Source organism: Cohnella fermenti, assembly GCF_004801405.1.
GTDB classification, from domain to species: Bacteria; Bacillota; Bacilli; order Paenibacillales; family Paenibacillaceae; genus Cohnella; species Cohnella fermenti.
This window is the reverse complement of sequence record NZ_SSOB01000057.1, coordinates 17417-34264: the sequence shown is the minus strand read 5'-3', so window position 1 is coordinate 34264 and position 16848 is coordinate 17417. Positions and strand designations below refer to the sequence as shown.

Here is a 16848-nt window from a genome sequence, read left to right as displayed (position 1 = left end):
ACCCTCCTCGTGTCGTGCTGTCTGGCCTTCGCCTGTTCTGACATTCAGATAAAGCTGCGAGGGTCTACATTCCACTTGTCCATGAACAACCGGTAATTCCGCTCGACCAGCTCCCGCTGGGCCGCTTCTCCCTCCCGCCGGAAGCTGGCGCTGCCCTCGTGATGAATCACGACGTCCTCGCAGATCAGCAGGCCGTAGCCGTGCAGGCGAGCCCTTAGGCAATAGTCGTCGTCCTCGTAATGACCGGGGCTGAACCGCTCGTCGAGCAGCCCGATCCGTTCCATCAGCTCCCTGCGGAACGCGAGGCAGAAGCCGACCAGCCTCTCCGTCCGCTTCCACTTGTTCGGATCGGAGCGATTGACGGTTGCCGCCAGGCGTTGGAATTCGTCAAGATCTCCGTACGAATAGCGGGATTGCTGCTTGCCGCTCACATTGCCCGCCATGGGACCTGTCAGCCCGATATCCGGGGAGCTGTAGAGCGCGGCATTCAGGTTATCCAGCCAGTTCTTCGAGACGACCGTATCGTTATTCAGCAGGACGATGGTATCGCCCGAAGCGAGCCGCATCCCCTTGTTGCAGGCGGCAGGGAATCCTTCGTTGCGAGCCAGCGAGACGAAGGGAATCCGCTCGTTCAGGCACCATACCGTCGTTCCATCCTTCGATCCGTTGTCGACGACGATGATCTCGTGCTCCGAGGGCGTATACTTGCGTATCGACTGGATGCAGCTTGCGAGCAGATCAAGGCCGTTGCAGCTAGGTATGATGATGGATGTCCGCATCCCATACCACTCCCCCTACCGCTTTGCGATTGCGCAGCTTATCTCCGAAGTAGAGACGCTTGCCCCGCGCCTCCATGGCGGAGCGCCACGCCTCCAGATGGTCTCCCGCCGATAGTCTCGTCTGGTTCGCCGAGTCGTGCCCGGCCGGGGCGGACGGCCGCGTGCCGACACTCGCCGCGCTGCCGATCTTCAGCCCCTTGAGAACGGCGGCCGCATGCGCCTTGACCGGAACGACCAGCCGCTCTGTGCCGATCTCGTCCAACGCCGTTCGGGACAACGCGCAAGGAAGCTCCGCCATCGTGTTCGCCTTCAAGTCGGCCCTTCCCAGCGTCACGTTCAGGAATTCATGCAGCCAGTCGACCTTATCCCGAAGATGGAACGATCCCCAGTTGCGGGAACGATCGTTCAGCGCCACGTCCAGCCTCCCATCGCACTCCCACAGGAACCGGGCGAGCTCTTCCGCCCCGAGCGGCTGATCGCCGTCGAGGAACAGAACGATGTCCGTCCCCGCCAGCTTCGCCCCGAGCGCCCGGCCGATGCCGGAGTCGACCCCTTCCGGGAAGTGCGCGATCGTTGCCCTCGAGTGCTGCCTCCACTGTCCGAGCAGGCTCTCCGGAATGCTGCCGCACACAAGAATAATCTCGTGCAACGGCAGGCAGTCCAGCGTCTGGAGGACGGAACGGGTCTGGCGCGAACCGGCCCCGACATGGACAACGGCCGCCGCCGTGCCTCGCAGGACAAGAGGAACGTAAGCCGGGGTCACCCCCGCTCTCCGCGAGGCTCCTTCGCCGAACGCCTCGGCTCCGCCCCAGCAAGCTTGCCAGTCCTGAGCGCGCGACCCGCTCAGCCTGCTCGGGAGAAGCTCCTGCCATCTCTGCTGAATGGCGCCGCGAAGCGCCTCAGCCGAGCCCTTCGGGTACGAGGCTCTCCACGAGCTTCCGAACGCCTCCCCTTCCTCGCGCAGCGACTGCAGCCATGCGGTTCGAAGCCCGCCGGCCGCGCGGGCTCTCCTTCCCGGCCCCCGTCTGCGGACGGAAGCGCGGCGGCGGCCCGCTTGCCGGACAGAAGGCTTCCTGCGAAGCGCAGAGGACGGCTTGCGAGCGCCCGCTCGTGTTCGTCGCGAAGAAGCTCTCCGCCTTGAAGCCGGTCTGTTGACGCGTCGCATCGCCTCATCTCACCCTCCATCGTTGTCGACTTCCGTCCTCGTATCCGCCTCGCTCATCGGTCTGGTTCACCAGCCATTGGATCGCTTCCAGGTGGTCGCCCACAATAAGCGGCTCCAAGGAATTGTTCCGCTCTCTGCGAATTCGCAGCGGGTTGAGCGAGCCCACATCAACATGCTTCACGCGTCTCACCGCGAGCTTCGAATGCACCGCCATCGTGTGAGCAAGCGGCGGCACGGAGAGAGCGGCCGGCCCGATTGTGTCCAGGGCTCTGCGGCTGATGGCGTGGGGAACCGCGGTCATCGAGGTTCCCAGCAGATCGGGCCGGTCCAGCAAGGAGTTCAGGGCGTGCTTCGCGAGCACGACGCCGTGGACGTTCTCCTGCCTCGTCGGTCCCGAGTAATCGTTAAGAGCGACATCGGTCCCGTTCTTCACGGCTTCGACGAAGCTCCTCAGCTTCGCAGCCGGAATGACCATATCCGCGTCAATGAATAGCAGTATTTGTCCTTGAGCCGCCCTCGCGCCGATCGACCTTCCCACGTCATGGCCGAGGGGACGGTCGAACACCAGCGTCCGGGCTCCGCTGCTGCGGGCAATCTTCAGCGAACCGTCGGTCGACCCGTTGGCGACGACGATCACCTCCGTGCCGGGATGAACCTTCTTCGCTTCGCGGATGACCCTGGCCAGCGTCCGCCTCTCGTTCATGACCGGAATAATGACCGAGACAAGCGGCGACGACCACGGGGAAGCTCCTCCCCCGGACCGGCTTCCGCTCGCTGCGGCCATTGAGATCGATGCAACGGTCGAGGGCGAGGGCCGGTAAGAGCTCGTGTTCGAGAGTGCGTTCGAGAGTACGTTCGAGGGCGAGTTCGAGGGCGAAGACGAGGGCGAGAGAGAAAGCGAGTTCAAGGGCGAAGGCGAGTTCAAGGGCGAAGGCGAGTTCAAGGGCGAAGGCGAGTTCAAGGGCGAAGGCAAGGTCGAGCGAAAGTTTGAGATAGGGGCAGTAGCAGAGGAAGCCTTGGCGGAAGACGATCTGCGCGAGCCTTGCCTCTGAAGCGCCCTGACGGATGACGGGCGGGACCATCTCTTATTCCTTCTTGTTGCGCTTCTCGTTGCGCTTGCGCCAGCCAAACCAATCCACCCCCTTCGGTCGGGCAACGGTTTACATGACATTGTATGTGCAACGTGTCCATGCGCAACGGCATCTGTACGCCTCGACACAAGCACAGGCCGCTCGGAGTGCGATCCGGCACCCGCGCATGACCGGGAATACCGCACAAACGCCCACAAACCCCGGATATATGCGGTTTTTCACATTCAAATGCCTCAGCTCCGAGGATAACGAGAGTTTTATGCGAAATTTCACATACATAGGGCACATTAGGGTCGCTGCCTGAACGATATATGTGAAAAACCGTATAAAATCAAAAATATCGCCGCTGATCGCCAAGTTAAATGTGAAAAACCGCATAAAACTGCCAGGCGAAGGGGCTTTGGAGGTGCCGTAAACGGCAATTGGCGACGCAGGGATCGCCTCCCTAACGCCGCCAATCGGCCATTTCTTATTTAAAAATTAGCACCGTGCTCCCCTCTACCGATGACCGACCGCAATCCATTGAATCCAGCCTTGCGGCTCGGGAGCAAACCTCGTGCGAATGATCTCCAGGACGGCCCGGTCCTCTTCCTTCTTCCTCAGCACGCAAGCGCACGAAGGATGATCGGCCATCGCAATGATCACGTAGGAGAGATTAGGGAACGGTTGCTCGAAGGTTACTGTCATCTCCATGCTCTCCGTCGCCCCGTGGAACGAGTAGTGTTCGTTGCCGAACAGAATCGCCACATTCGGCTGCGAGGCCATTACCGGCATAAATGCCAGATGGGCGCTGGTCACCGAACCGAGGGCCAGATGGCTGCCCGTGACGCTTCCTTCGGAAGGCGACAACTGGCTGATCTCATTCTTCTGCTGCGCAACGTTCTGCTGCAGATCGAGCAAGAAATCGAGCAAGTGATCGGACAGTTTGTCGCCCGTAACGCTGCCGTCCGCAAGCTGCTCGCCGCCGACGCTGCCTTTCGCCAGATGAGCGGAGGTAAGGCTGTTCTCGCTGACGTGATGCGAGAGAATCGAGCGTGCGATAACGTGCGATGAACCTATGCTTGCCGGCGCGATTTTATCGATTGTCACGGCGGCCGCCTTCAAGTGATCCGTCTCGACGCTTGCCGGTGCCAGCTTCTCTCCCGTTATGCTGCCGTCGGGCAATGATGCTTGGGTCGCAGGAGTCGGCTTCGCGAGCAGGTCGATGACTTCGGAATCGAGCTTCTGGACGGTAATACTGCCGTCCGCGAGCTGATCGGCGCCGACGCTGCCCGCTTGCAGCTTGATGCTGTCGATGCTGCCGGCGGCCAGGTGCCTGGATTCGATAGAGCCGGAAATGACGTGGGAAGCTCCTACGCTGTTCAGCGCGATTTTGTCGGCTGTGACGGCTTCTGCCGTCAGGTGCTCCGGCCCAACGCTGAACACTTGGAGTGCCTTCGACGAGACGCTATAGTCTGCGAGCGCGTCCGCCGTGACACTCCCGCTCGTCAATGGAGCGGTTGTCGTCGAAGCGGCGAGCCGTTCAAGCAGCTCGGGAGCCAGCTTCGAGGTGGTCACCGAGCTGTCGGCGAGCTTGCTCTCCGTCACGCTGCCGTCCGCCAGTCTCGTCTCCGTCACCGCTCCGTATCCGAGCTTCGCTTCGACTACCTGACCGTCTGCCAACTGCTGTTCACCTACGGCGCCCGAGGCCAGCTTCGAGGTCGTTATCGCGCCGTCCAAAAGCTTGCTCTCCGTTACCGCTCCGTCCAGCAATTTGCTCTCTGTTACTGCGCCTTCAGCCAGCTTGCTTCCCGTTACCGAACCGTCCAGCAGCTTACTTCCCGTCACCGAGCCATCCGCAAGCTTCCATTCCGTCACGCTGCCATCCGCCAGTCTCGTCTCCGTCACCGCTCCGTATCCGAGCTTCGCTTCGACTACTTGACCGTCCGCCAACTGCTGCTCACCTACGGCGCCCGGGGCCAGCTTCGAGGTCGTTATCGATCCGTCCAGAAGCTTGCTCTCCGTCACGCTGCCGTTCGCCAACTTCTCCGCCGTTACCACTCCGTCGGCGATCTTGCTCCCCGTCACCACACCGTCCAGCAATTTGCTCCCTGTTACTGCGCCCTCAGCCAGCTTGCTTCCCGTTACCGAACCGTCCAACAATTTACTCTCTGTTACTGCGCCCTCAGCCAGCTTGCTCCCCGTCACCGCTCCGTCCAGCAATTTGCTCTCTGCTACCGCGCCCTCAGCCAGCTTGCTTCCTGTTATCGAACCGTCCAGCAATTTACTCTCAGTTACCGAACCATCCAGCAGCTTGCTCTCCGTCACCGCGCCGTCCGCGAGCTTCCATTCCGTCACGCTGCCGTCCGCCAGTTTCGTTTCCGTGACCGCTCCGTATCCGAGCTTCGCTTCGCCCACCTGACCGTCCGCCAACTGTTGCGCGCCTACGACGCCCGGGGCCAGCTTCGAGGTCGTTACCGCTCCGTCCAGCAGCTTGCTCTCCGTCACGCTGCCGTTCGCCAGCTTCTCCGCCGTTACCGCGCCGTCGACGATTTTGCCTACCGTTATCGAACCGTCCAGCAGTTTACTCGCCGTCACCGAACCGTCCAGCAGCTTGCTCGCCGTCACCGCTCCGTCCGCCAGCTTCCACTCGGTCACGCTGCCTTCCGCCAGTCTCGACTCCGTCACCGCTCCGTACCCGAGCTTCGCTTCGACTACCTGGCCGTCCGCCAACTGCTGCTCTCCCACGGCGCCCGGAGCCAGCTTCGAGGTCGTTATCGCGCCGTCGGCAATCTTGTTCTCCGTTGCCGCGCCATCGGCCAGCTTGCTCTCGGTCACCGAGCCGTCCAGCAGCTTGCTCTCCGTTACGCTTCCCGAAGCCAGCTTGCGTTCGGTCACGCCCTTGTCGGCCAACTTCCCCTCGACGACCGACAGCTCGGCGATCTGAGCGCTGCCTACCGCCCCGTAAGCCAGCGCGCATTCCGTTACGCTGCCGTTCGCCAGCTTCAGCGCCGTTACCGCTCCGTCCGCCAGCTTCCACTCCGTCACGCTGCCGTCCGCCAGCTTCGTCTCCGTGACCGCCCCGTATCCGAGCTTCGCTTCGACCACCTGGCCGTCCGCCAGCTTGCCGGCCGTAACGGCGCCATCCGCGAGAGCCGCTTCGGTCACGCTCTCGTTCCCCAGCTTCAATGCCGTCACCGCGCCATCCGCCAGCTTCCACTCCGTCACGCCGCCGTCCGCCAGCTTATCTGCGGACACGCTTCCGCCGGCCAGCTTCGCCGACGTCACGGCTCCGTCCGCAAGCCCCTGCTCACCGACGGCTCCCGCGTCGAGCTTGCTTGCCGTCACGCTTCCGTCGGCCAGCTTGTCGGCCGCGACCGCACCGTCGCGCAGCTTGCCTTCCGTGACGCTCCAGTCCGCCAGCTTGTCGGTCACGACGGCCCCGCTCTTCAGCTTATCGTCGCCGATGCTGCCGGAGGCAAGCTTATCCTCCGTGATCGATTCGTCCCGAAGATGGATGGTCGACACCGCCGCGGGCTCGATTCGCTCGGAATCGATTCTTCGTTCGGCCAGCTTGGCGAGAGTGAACATATCCGGCGCAAGATGCGCAATCGTCACCGAGCCCTTGCGCAGGTGATAGCCTTGGATGGAATCCGGCTTGATGTGCTTGCCGCTCACCGTCTCGAGCAGCAGATGCTCGCTGCCGACGCTGTCTGCCGCCAGCTTCTGCAGCGTGACGCTCCCGTCCGCCAGATGCCGTTCACTCACCGCACCTTCCGCAATCGCCCGTCCGATTACGCTCTGCTCGGAGAGATGCGGCGAACCGATCGCCTTCTCCTTGACATGCTCCGGTCCGATGCTTGCCGCCTGGAGCTGTGCAGACGATACCGAGCCCGGGGTCAACTGCTTCTCGGTGACAGAACGCGGCTGCAGGTTGCGTTCGCCGACGCTGAGATCCGCCAGCTTGAGGTGGCTGATCGACGCGTTCGTCAGGTGGGATTCCCGGATACTGTCCTCCGCCAAGTGGAACCCGCGTACCGCTTGCTCGGTCAAGTGACGGCTCTCCACCGACTCGGCGGCAAGATGCTTATTCATCACCGCGCCTTCTTGAATCGCGCCTGACGCGACGGCATTCTTCGCGATCGCTTCCTCTTGCACGCTGTTCGCCGCCAAGTGCTCCGACTGAACGGCCAAAGGCTTGAGCTTCTTCGCGCCGACCGCTTCGTCGATAAGTGCGGATTCCGTAACGGAATTCGCAGCGAGCGCGCCGAACCCGACGGAGCCTGCGCCCAGCTTCGCCGCCGTAACGCTATGGTCCGCCAGCTTTCCCGTCGTGACGGACTGGTCGGCCAGCTTATCCGTGGAGACGCTCTCCGGGGACAGCTTAAGCGACGTGACGAGATGGTCGGTCAGATGATGGGAGAAAACCGAACGAACGCCCAACTGGCGCTCCCCGATCGCGCCCGGAGCGATGATCGCCGAAGTGACCGATTCCGCCTGCAGAGCGGAGGTTCCGACGGAGTCGTCGGCCAGGTGGGCCGGAGCGATCGACCCTGGGCGAATGTGACGGCCTTCGACCGCCTGCCTCGCAATCGCTTCTCCCTTGACCGAATCCTCCGCGAAGTGAGGCGGACGCAGGCTTCCGGGAGCCAGCTTGTCGTGCGTGACGCTGTCTCCTGCCAGATGGGGAGTCAGCACGGAGCCGCTTGCCAGATGCCGGGTAAGCACCGCGCCGTCGGCAAGTTGAGCCGACTTGACCGCGCCTTGAGCCAATTGGGCGGAACCGACCGCGCCATCGGCAATCTGCTTGCGGGTAACCGAGTCGGGCGCCAGTTGTCCCGTGCCGATAATGCCGTCCTGCAGATGGTCGCGCGCGATGGACCGGTTCGTCAAGTGGCGGCCTTCGAGCAGCCCTTCGGTCAGATGGCGCCGTTCAATCGAATGATCGGCCAGCTTATCGTTAAGAACGCTCCCCTTCGCGAGATGGCGGGACTGAATCGCCTCGTCCCCGATCTTGCCCGAGACGACGCTCTGGTCTGCGATCTTCGAAGAGGTAATTGCGTGTTCGACGAGGTTGATCGTCGCAACCGACTGCTCCGCCAGCTTGCTCGCCGATACCGAGCCGGATGCGAGATGCCGGCTCTCAACGGACTCGTCGGCGAGATGCTCTCCTCGCACGGCTGCCGGACGCAGATGCTCGGCGTCCACCGATTGCTCCGCGAGCTTGCCGCCGTCTACCGAGCGATCCGCCAGCTCGCCGGAGCCGATCGCGCCCTCGGCGATATTTGCGGAGATGACCGCCCGCGGAGCTAAATGCTTTCCCTCCAAGGCACCGAGTGCCACGTGCTCGGCCAGGATGATCCCTTGCTTCAGGTGCGAAGAATCGACGGCAGACGGGGCAAGCTTGCTGGACCCGACGGCGCCGTCGCGCAGCTTGGAGGCGGTGACCGATTCGTCGGCCAGCTTGGAGGTATCGATAACTTCGTTGGCCAGATTCTCGCTGCGAATCGTCCCGCTGCGGATCTTATCCGACGTAACCGACTGATCCTTCAGCAGATCCGCCGTTATGATCGACAGGCTCAGATGCTTGGCTTGAATCGAGCCTTCCGCGATCTTGTCGGCGCTGATCGTTCGGTCCGCCAGCTTCTCGGAGGTGACGCTTCCGTCCTTGAGCTTGTCGCTCGTAATGGAACGGTCCCGAATCTTCTGGCCGGAGATCGCATTCTTCGTCAGATGCTCGCCGGTAATCGATTCGGGTGCATACTTCGACGAAGTGACCGATCCGTCCGCCAGCTTGATGGATGTTACCGAGAAGTCCGCCAACGCCTCCGTCGTCACCGATTCGGCGGCGAGGTTATTCGGCCCGACGGCGAACGGAGCGAGCTTGTCAATCGTGACGGACTCGTCGGCGAGATCGTCGGTGTAGACAACCGGCGCCGGCCGGGACGGAGCCCGCTTCTCCGCCAGCCTCCGATGCCGCCACTGTCTCTCCTCTCGTTCTTCGATCCAAGTGTCTTCTCGCTCTTCGATCCGATTTTCTTCACTAGTGCCAGACTCTACCCGCTCGCCGCCTTCCGGCGCTTCGCCGTTCGCTGCCGCCTTCGGTTCAAGCGGCCGATTCCCGACCGGTCCGACCGTCGGCTGGACAGCCGGCTTGGCTGACTGCTCCCGACTCTCTGGCGTCGCCGCTCCTTCCGGCTGAAGCGGCATTGATGCGGCAGGACGGCCGATAGGCTTGATCATCTGAGCCAGCACGTCGACCGACTCAATCGTTTGCTTGTCTGCCGCATCGACCACGGCGACAATCTCATCCGCAGCGGCCAGCGACTCCGCCAGCTTCTTCTCCTCGCTTGCGGCCGGCCTGCCGACTTCCGCTCCGCGCCCCTGGAAGGACGCGAGGCGGCTCGCCGCTGCCGCGGATTGCGGGCTTGCCGCAGGCTCGGGCCGCTTGCCCGCCTTGACCGACTTGCCTGACGGCGCTTCGGCTACGCCCGCCCCATGTACGCTGACCGGCTTGCCGTTCTGCTTCGCTATATCGTCCAGCCATTGCAGCTCGGAGCGATTCGGATTATCGACGTAGTACAGCGGCCGCCGGCTGTTCGAAGGCTTTTTCGATTTGCCCTTTCTCATGGTCCTCTCCTTCCCAACATGACAATCTAACGTATCATATGCACATTCACCCATGGGCGCGACTGTCGGCGCAATCCGATGTCCCATGCAACAGAACGCAGGCCCGTACCTGCACCGCTCTCGCCATGCACCCAACAAAAATGTGGTTTACAATTCGAACGGTCCGGCGTATAGTAATATCATCTTCGAGTTTTGCATTAGGGAAACATTATGGCCCACAGGCCAAAAAGATTGATAAGAACAACACCGTTTGTCCACGAGGTGATCATCATGCAAGAAGAAGTAACCATCCAGACCCAGACAAGGTCCAAGGGTTGGCGGCAGCAGGCCGGCCAGCCTTCGCTCCCCGAATCCCATCGTTCCTTGCGGATTCCGAAGAGCGGCTCCACCTTCCGTAAATTCCTTGCGTTCGTCGGTCCCGGCTATATGGTCGCGGTCGGTTACATGGACCCGGGCAACTGGGCGACGGATATCGCGGGCGGTTCCAAGTTCGGCTACACGCTGCTGTCCGTCATCCTTCTGTCCAACCTGATGGCCGTCGTGCTCCAGGCGCTCGCCGGCAAGCTCGGCATCGTGACCGGCAGGGATCTGGCGCAAGCCTGCCGCGACCACTACAACAAGCCGGTCTCCTTCGGTCTCTGGATATTGGCGGAGCTGGCCATCGCCGCCTGCGACCTGGCCGAAGTGATCGGAGCCGCGATCGCGCTGAATCTGCTGTTCGGAATCCCGCTCATCTACGGGGTTATACTAACGGCTGTAGACGTCCTCCTGATTCTGTTCCTGCAGAACAAGGGCTTCCGCTATCTGGAGGCGTTCGTCATCGCTCTGATCGCCATCATCGGCTTCTGCTTCGCCGCCGAGCTCTTCCTTTCCCAGCCCGCCGTGGGAGAAGTGATGAAGGGCTTCATTCCGAAGGCGGAGATCGTCTCGAATCCGGAGATGCTCTACATCGCGATCGGCATTCTCGGGGCGACCGTCATGCCGCATAACCTGTACCTGCACTCTTCCATCGTCCAGACGAGACAGTACGAACAGACCGAGCTCGGCAAGCGGCAGGCGATCCGGTTCGCGACGCTCGACTCGACCATCGCCCTGTTCTTCGCTCTCTTCATTAATGCCGCGATCCTGATCATCTCGGCCGCCGCGTTCCATACGACCGGCCATACGGATGTCGCGGAGATCGGCGAAGCGTACGACCTGCTGACTCCGCTGCTCGGAACGACGATGGCATCGATCTTCTTCGGCGTCGCCCTGCTCGCATCGGGGCAGAACTCGACGCTGACCGGGACGCTCGCGGGCCAGATCGTCATGGAGGGCTTCCTCAACATCCGGCTGCCCGCCTGGCTCAGACGGCTGATCACCCGGCTCATCGCAATCGTGCCGGCCGTCATCGTCATCGCCCTGTACGGCGACAGAGGCGCGACCGACCTGCTTATCCTCAGCCAGGTCATCCTGTCGATGCAGCTCAGCTTCGCCGTCATTCCGCTCGTGAAGTTCACGTCGAGCAAGGAGAAGATGGGGGCGTTCGCGAACCGGCTGTGGCTTAAGCTCACCGCCGCCGTTATCACCGTCGCGATCGTCATCCTGAACGCCTACCTGCTTGTCTCGACGTTCGTCGATCTGTAAGCAACCCCGCACAAGGGGAAAAGCCGCTCTCCAACGGTCTCGTCGACCCGGAGAACGGCTTTTTCTTATTTTCGCCGAATAACGTATTTATCGCTTCTCCCCTACCGCCCTCCGCCCCAAAAACCGTTCCACTCCCGAAGCCACCCGGCCGCGGAGTGCTGCCACATGAACTGCTCGCATACGCGCGCCTGTCCTCTTCTCCCCATCTCCGCCCGCAGCGCCTCGTTCGCCAACAACAGCGACAGCCGGTCGGCCAGCTCGGCCGGGGCGTTCGCCGCGTCGATCAGGAATCCCGTGTTGCCGTCCTGGACGATCTCCGGCATCCCGCCGATCCGGGTCGCCACGACGGGAAGCCCCGCAGCCATCGCCTCCACGTTCACGAGCCCGAACGCCTCGCGCCGCACCGAAGGCACGACCGCGACGTCCGCGAGAGCGTACCACTCCGGCACTTCATCGTAAGGGACGTACGATTGGAAGTGCACATGCGCGGCATACGGCTTCGCCATCCGGCGCAGCTTGCGGCTGTACTCCGTCATCCGGCCGGACCCGTAGAACGGGCTGCCGACGATGACGACGAGCACGTTCGGCACCCTCCGGACCAGCTCCGGCAGCGCCTTCAGCAGATGATGGACGCCCTTGAGCGGGATGAGCCGTCCCATATAGAGAACGATTCGGCGATCGCACCACCCGCGCTGCGCCCGCCCAACCTCCCGATGCGGCAGCAGGAATCGCTCCGGCTCGACTCCCGGATGGACGATGCCGATCTTGCCCGCCGCTTCCGGCGCCTGTCGCACGACGAATTCCCTTAGGAACCGGCTGTTGACGATGATCCGGTCCGCCGCCCGCACGCTGGCCAGCAGCGTCCGCTTATCATTAAGGTAGGGGCGAAGCAGGAACGTGTTGGAATGAAGGTGCAGCCACAGGTTCGCGCGCGGGAATTCCCTTCGCAGACGAAGGATCGTCTTCGGCCGGTTCTCGACCTCGATCAGATCGGGCCGCCAGGCGCGCAGACGCCGCACGACCCGGTTCATGTACGCTCCCCGGCTCGCCATCGGCAGGCGTTCGCAGACGACGCCGTTCAGACGGCCGAGCGGACGAAGACGGGCGCCTCCGCGTCCGAAGATTCTCGCTTCGATCGCCGGCTGCAGCAGCGGAACAAGCTTCTCGACGACCCGCTCCACCGATCCTCCGTTCGGCGAAGGAACCGGATAGGCTCCCGGCGTGACGAAGGCGACTTTATGCATTCCGGCTCCTCCTCCATACGGGCTGTTAAGCTAGAATACACGCTTCGGGTGCGAACGAGCACGGCAGCTACCCTGCGCCCGTATTGAACTTTTGCCGCCGATGTGTCACACTTAGGGACGATCGTATCGCTTGCCTGGCGCAGGCGACGAATCCGAGAGAAGGAGTGGCTTAGGCGCATGAATCGTTGGCTGATGCGCTCCATGACCGAGCTGTCCTCGCGCAAATCCGTCTCCCGCCTCACGGGAAGACTGGCCAAGTCCTCGCTAAGCCGACGCTTCATTCCCCGGTTCGCGGCGCTGTACCGAATTCCGGTGGAGGAGGCGGAGAAGAGCTTGCGCGAATACGCTTGCTTAAACGACTTTTTCACACGGCGTCTGAAGCCCGGCGCGCGCCCGCTCGACTCGGAGGAAGGTGCGCTTCTCAGTCCCGTCGATGCCTTGATCACGTCTTGCGGCACAATCAAGGACGGCCAGCTCCTTCAGGTGAAGGGGCAGGACTACACGATCGAGGAATTGCTGAACGGCTCTCCCCGGACGGGCCAATACGAGCACGGTTATTATTGGGTGCTATATCTGAGCCCCACCGATTATCATCGCATTCATTCCCCTTGCTCCGGCACGATTGTCGAGAGCGAGCATGTTCCCGGCAAGGTGTACCCGGTCAACGACTTCGGGCTGACCTGCATGAGGCGTGTGCTGTCCCGCAACGAGCGGCTCATCACCTACATCCGGCACGAGGAAGGCGAGATTGCCGTCGTCAAGGTCGGCGCGCTGAACGTGAGCAGCATCCGCTACGCGGAACCGCTCCCGAATCGGCTCGAGGCCGGTCAGGAGCTTGCCTACTTCGAATTCGGCTCGACGGTCGTGCTTCTGGCGGAGAACGGAACGTGCGGCGAGTGCGAGTGTCGGAAGGCAGGCGATCGGGTGAAAATGGGCCAAAAACTCGGGAAGCTGAAGGAAGCGGAAGAGAAGGTACGGTAGTGTTGTTCAAATGAATGCGACAAAACCCATTATCCCCTCCGGTCAGAGGATGCTGCGTCGACGCGTTAACGCGTTCGTGCGGCTCCTCTGAAGCGACGGGATAATGGGTTCTTTAATTTGTTATCGGAGCTCGGAAGGGCTTTTCCCCGTATATTGCTTGAATTGCCGACTGAAGAAGAAGATGTCCCGGTACCCGAGCGCGTCGGCCACTTCGGTGACGTTCATCCCCGCGTGCAGCAGAAGGTGCTGCGCCCGCTCGATCCGGGTCCGGATCATGTACGTCTGCACCGACGCGCCGATCAGTTCCTTGAACTTGATCGAGAAGTAGCGGGAGGACAGTCCCGCCCTGGCGGCCAGGTCGTCGACCCGGTGCTGGACGCCCGGATGCTGGCGAATGTAGTTCGCTATCTCGTGGATCGTCTCGGTGAGCTGATTGCTTGCCTTGCGTTCGACGGGTTCGCTGAGATCGTCGCGCAGCAGGTGGATCATCATCTGCTTAAGCAGCAGTTGCGCCTCCTCCTTGGCGGCGAACGTCTCAACGAGGAACAACCGGATGTAGCGGGACAGCAAATATTCGAATTCGATCGGATCTTCCATCTGCCGGTACGGCGCCGGGATATGGCCGACCGGCTCCGTCACGTCGAAGTGGATGTACGTAAGGACGAGCGGCTTCTGCGGGTTGTGCGTCGCGCTCGTGTGATCGCCCGGCCGGAACAGGAAGCAACTGCCCTTGCCTACCGCGAAGGGCTCGTCGTTCAGGATAACCTCCCCTTCGCCGCTCCAGACGTAGAACAGATCGAAGTTCTGCAGCGGCTTCTCGCGCTTCTGCCACTTCCAGCCCGGCTCGCACACCGTCTTCGCGAAGTAAGGGAGAAGGTAGAACGATTCCGGCGATGCACTAAGCATGGTTGCTGCCTCCTTGATCTCCATGGTCTCCATGTGGAATAAGCTTAAGCTCGACGGCCGCCTGCCGAATCCGCTCGATGCCGGCGGCGATCTCCTCCTCTTCAAGATGCGCGAAGCCGAACAGCGCGGACGGACGGGCGGGCCCGTCGGCCATGCGATAACGCGATCCGTCCTGCCAGAACGCGCCCCGCTCGCGGCTGCGCTCCCGCAGACGCCGGTAATCGGCTTCGTCGCCTCGCCAATAGGCGAAGAGCGCCAGTCCCGCATCCGAAGGAACCGTCTCGAACAGCGCCGCGAGCGGTCCTTCGAGTCCCAGCCGCAGCCTCATCTGCAGCTTGTGGCAGATCCGCCGCATCCGTCTCAGGTGGCGGTCGAAGCCGCCGCTCTCGATCCATTCCGCGAGCGCGTTCTGCTCCGCGATTCCTTCGGGATACGGATCGTACAGCCGCTTCGCCCGGACGAACGGCTCCCGCAGCGCGGGCGGCAGCACGACATAGCCGATGCGAATCTCGGACCGCATCGTTCGCGAGAAGCTGCCGACATAGACAACCCGGCCCTCCCGGTCGAGCGACTTGAGCGGCTCGATCGGCCGCCCGCCCCAGCGGAAGTCGCTGTCGTAATCGTCCTCGACGATCCAGCTCTCCCGCCGGGAGGCCCAGTCGAGCAGCGCCAGCCGCCGCTCCAGACGGAGCACCGCCCCCGTCGGGAATTGCCGCGTCGGCGTGACGAACAGCAGGTCGGCGCGCCAGTCCTGCGGCACGATGCCCTCTTCGTCGACGCCTGCCGGCTCAAGCGCCGCTCCGGTTCCGTGCACGGCGAAGCCGATGCCGGGGTAGCCCGGGTCCTCCACGACCGCCGTCCGGCCTGCTTCGAGCAGCAACTGCGAGACGATCGCGATCGCCTGCATCGAGCCGCCGGTGATGACGACATCGTCGGCGGAGCAGCGAATGCCCCGCTCGCGGCCGAGCCGCTCGGCGATGACCCGGCGCAGCCGCTCGCTGCCCTCGGTTGTCCACCGATTGTCCGCGCCCGGCCCGAGCTTGCGCCACTGCGCGGAGACGGCGGCCTTCCACTCCATCCAGGGGAAGCCCTTCTCGCCCATGCCGCGCGGCACGAACGAGACGCCTGCGAAGCCGGGAGGATCGGCATACCGACCGATCAGCTTCCCTGCCGCCCGGTTCACCCGCTCTCCCCAGGCCGACAGCTCCAGCTTCGGCGGGCGGGAGGCGGCCTCGGCGCCCGCCTCGGTCTGCGCTTCGCCGGGGACGCGGGAAGCCCCTTGGAGCGCCGGGGCCGCCGGGGGCAGCGAGCCCGGTCGGCCGGCCACGAACGTCCCCTGCCCGATTCCGGTGCGCACATAACCTTCCGCGGCCAGCATCTCGTAAGCGAGGCTGACGCTGCCGCGCGACAAGCGATACAGGCCTGCAAGCTGCCGCGTCGAGGGCAAGCGCGTTCCCGGCTCGAGCAAGCCGGAGACAATGCCGTCCCGAAGCGCCTGGTACAGCGCCAGATGCTTGCTGCCGCACTCGCTCAGCCGCGTCTCGTACGGAATTTGGAACAAGGCTGCAGTCCCCCTTGCGAATGGCCTATTGATTTTAATCATAATTGGATCTTTTTGTTTGTCAATCGAAGCTCTAGAATGAATCCAATCGGAGGCTGAATCGGAGGCCGCACCGGAAGCCGAATCCGAATCCAATCATCCAGTCCAAGGGGGCTTCACCCATGCGCAGGCAAGAATTCCAAATCGCGGAGAGCGAGCAGATCGAGCAATTCCTTCAAGAGAAGCACGACGGGGTGCTGACGTTTGTCGGCGCGGACGGCTGGCCCAAGGCCGTTCCGCTGAATTATGCGCGCTTCGGCGGCGCAACCTACTTCCACGGAAGCAAGAAGGGCGAGAAAATGAGCGGTCTCGCGGCCGATTCACGGGCGGAGTTCGTCGTTTACGAGGCACATGCCTTCATTCCGTCGTACTTCAGCGACCCGTACCTCGCTTGCCCGGCAACCGTCTTCTTCCGCTCCGTGCGGATTCGGGGCCGGGTCGAGCAGGTGGAGGATGCGGCGGAGAAGGCCGAGGCGCTAGGCGCCCTGCTGCAATCCATGCAGCCGGAAGGCGGATACGCCAAGATTGACGCCGCCGATCCGAAGTACGCTTCCTCCTTGCGCGGAGTCGCCGTGATGCGTCTCGATGCCGAGGACACCGTCGGCAAGTTCAAATTCGGGCAGAACCTCCCGGAGGCAAGAAGGGACAAGGTGCTGCAGGGACTCGCGGAGCGAGGGCTTCCCGGAGACGCCCGGACGATGGAAGAGATTGCCGCCCGTCGACCAACCTCCCATGACATGTGAATTTTTTTGTGAAAAAGCCCACAATCCGATGACGCTCTCCTTCCAATAGTGTATAATAACTGCGAACGATCGGCGTCCCTTTAAAGCGCCATAACATGATCTGG

11 protein-coding genes are annotated in these 16848 nt (G+C 62.7%); 4 read left to right on the top strand and 7 right to left on the bottom strand.

Features of this window, described 5'->3' with window-relative positions; all coding sequences use genetic code 11:
• Positions 1-44 precede the first annotated feature (44 nt).
• The 3 genes from E6C55_RS29555 to E6C55_RS29545 are packed head-to-tail and all read right to left on the bottom strand — an operon-like array spanning position 45 to position 2728.
• Entirely contained in the window at positions 45-779 is a 735-nt protein-coding gene (locus tag E6C55_RS29555; RefSeq protein ID WP_136373440.1) for a glycosyltransferase family 2 protein, read from the bottom strand.
• A complete protein-coding gene (locus tag E6C55_RS29550) occupies positions 754-1944 on the bottom strand; it encodes a glycosyltransferase family A protein (protein WP_136373439.1) in 1191 nt (396 codons plus the stop codon). The genes E6C55_RS29555 and E6C55_RS29550 overlap by 26 nt, the downstream gene beginning before the upstream one ends.
• A 4-nt stretch (positions 1945-1948) precedes the next feature.
• Positions 1949-2728 (bottom strand): glycosyltransferase family 2 protein, encoded by a 780-nt coding sequence (locus E6C55_RS29545; protein ID WP_136373438.1) that lies wholly within the window; start codon positions 2726-2728, stop codon positions 1949-1951.
• Between the two features lie 43 nt (positions 2729-2771).
• Between E6C55_RS29545 and E6C55_RS29540 the strand changes: the two genes are divergently transcribed.
• Positions 2772-2996, top strand: a complete 225-nt coding sequence (locus E6C55_RS29540) for a hypothetical protein (protein ID WP_136373437.1) — start codon at positions 2772-2774, stop codon at positions 2994-2996.
• 537 nt (positions 2997-3533) lie between these two features.
• Here the strand turns inward: E6C55_RS29540 and E6C55_RS29535 are convergent.
• Complete coding sequence (locus tag E6C55_RS29535) at positions 3534-9644, bottom strand: WIAG-tail domain (protein WP_168735944.1); 6111 nt, start codon at positions 9642-9644, stop codon at positions 3534-3536.
• A 270-nt stretch (positions 9645-9914) separates the two neighbouring features.
• Here E6C55_RS29535 and E6C55_RS29530 point away from each other — a divergent pair, with 270 nt between their 5' ends.
• The gene (locus tag E6C55_RS29530; RefSeq protein WP_136373435.1) at positions 9915-11270 is read left to right on the top strand and encodes an Nramp family divalent metal transporter; all 1356 of its coding nucleotides are present in this window, start codon (positions 9915-9917) and stop codon (positions 11268-11270) included.
• 101 nt (positions 11271-11371) lie between these two features.
• Here E6C55_RS29530 and E6C55_RS29525 read toward each other — a convergent pair whose 3' ends face one another.
• Positions 11372-12514, bottom strand: coding sequence for a glycosyltransferase family 4 protein (locus E6C55_RS29525; RefSeq protein WP_136373434.1), 1143 nt, complete (start codon positions 12512-12514; stop codon positions 11372-11374).
• A gap of 177 nt (positions 12515-12691) precedes the next feature.
• Here E6C55_RS29525 and asd point away from each other — a divergent pair, with 177 nt between their 5' ends.
• Positions 12692-13495: an archaetidylserine decarboxylase gene (asd, locus tag E6C55_RS29520; RefSeq protein WP_136373433.1), complete on the top strand. Its 804-nt coding sequence runs from the start codon at positions 12692-12694 to the stop codon at positions 13493-13495.
• A 120-nt stretch (positions 13496-13615) separates the two neighbouring features.
• Here the strand turns inward: asd and E6C55_RS29515 are convergent, their stop codons facing one another.
• Positions 13616-14401 carry a helix-turn-helix domain-containing protein gene (locus tag E6C55_RS29515; protein ID WP_136373432.1) on the bottom strand — a complete coding sequence of 262 codons (786 nt, stop codon included), beginning with the start codon at positions 14399-14401 and terminating at the stop codon, positions 13616-13618.
• The gene (pdxR, locus tag E6C55_RS29510; RefSeq protein WP_168735943.1) at positions 14394-15962 is read right to left on the bottom strand and encodes a MocR-like pyridoxine biosynthesis transcription factor PdxR; all 1569 of its coding nucleotides are present in this window, start codon (positions 15960-15962) and stop codon (positions 14394-14396) included. The genes E6C55_RS29515 and pdxR overlap by 8 nt, the downstream gene beginning before the upstream one ends.
• Positions 15963-16123: 161 nt before the next feature.
• Between pdxR and E6C55_RS29505 the strand changes: the two genes are divergently transcribed.
• Positions 16124-16744, top strand: coding sequence for a pyridoxamine 5'-phosphate oxidase family protein (locus tag E6C55_RS29505; RefSeq protein ID WP_136373430.1), 621 nt, complete (start codon positions 16124-16126; stop codon positions 16742-16744).
• Positions 16745-16848: the final 104 nt, after the last annotated feature.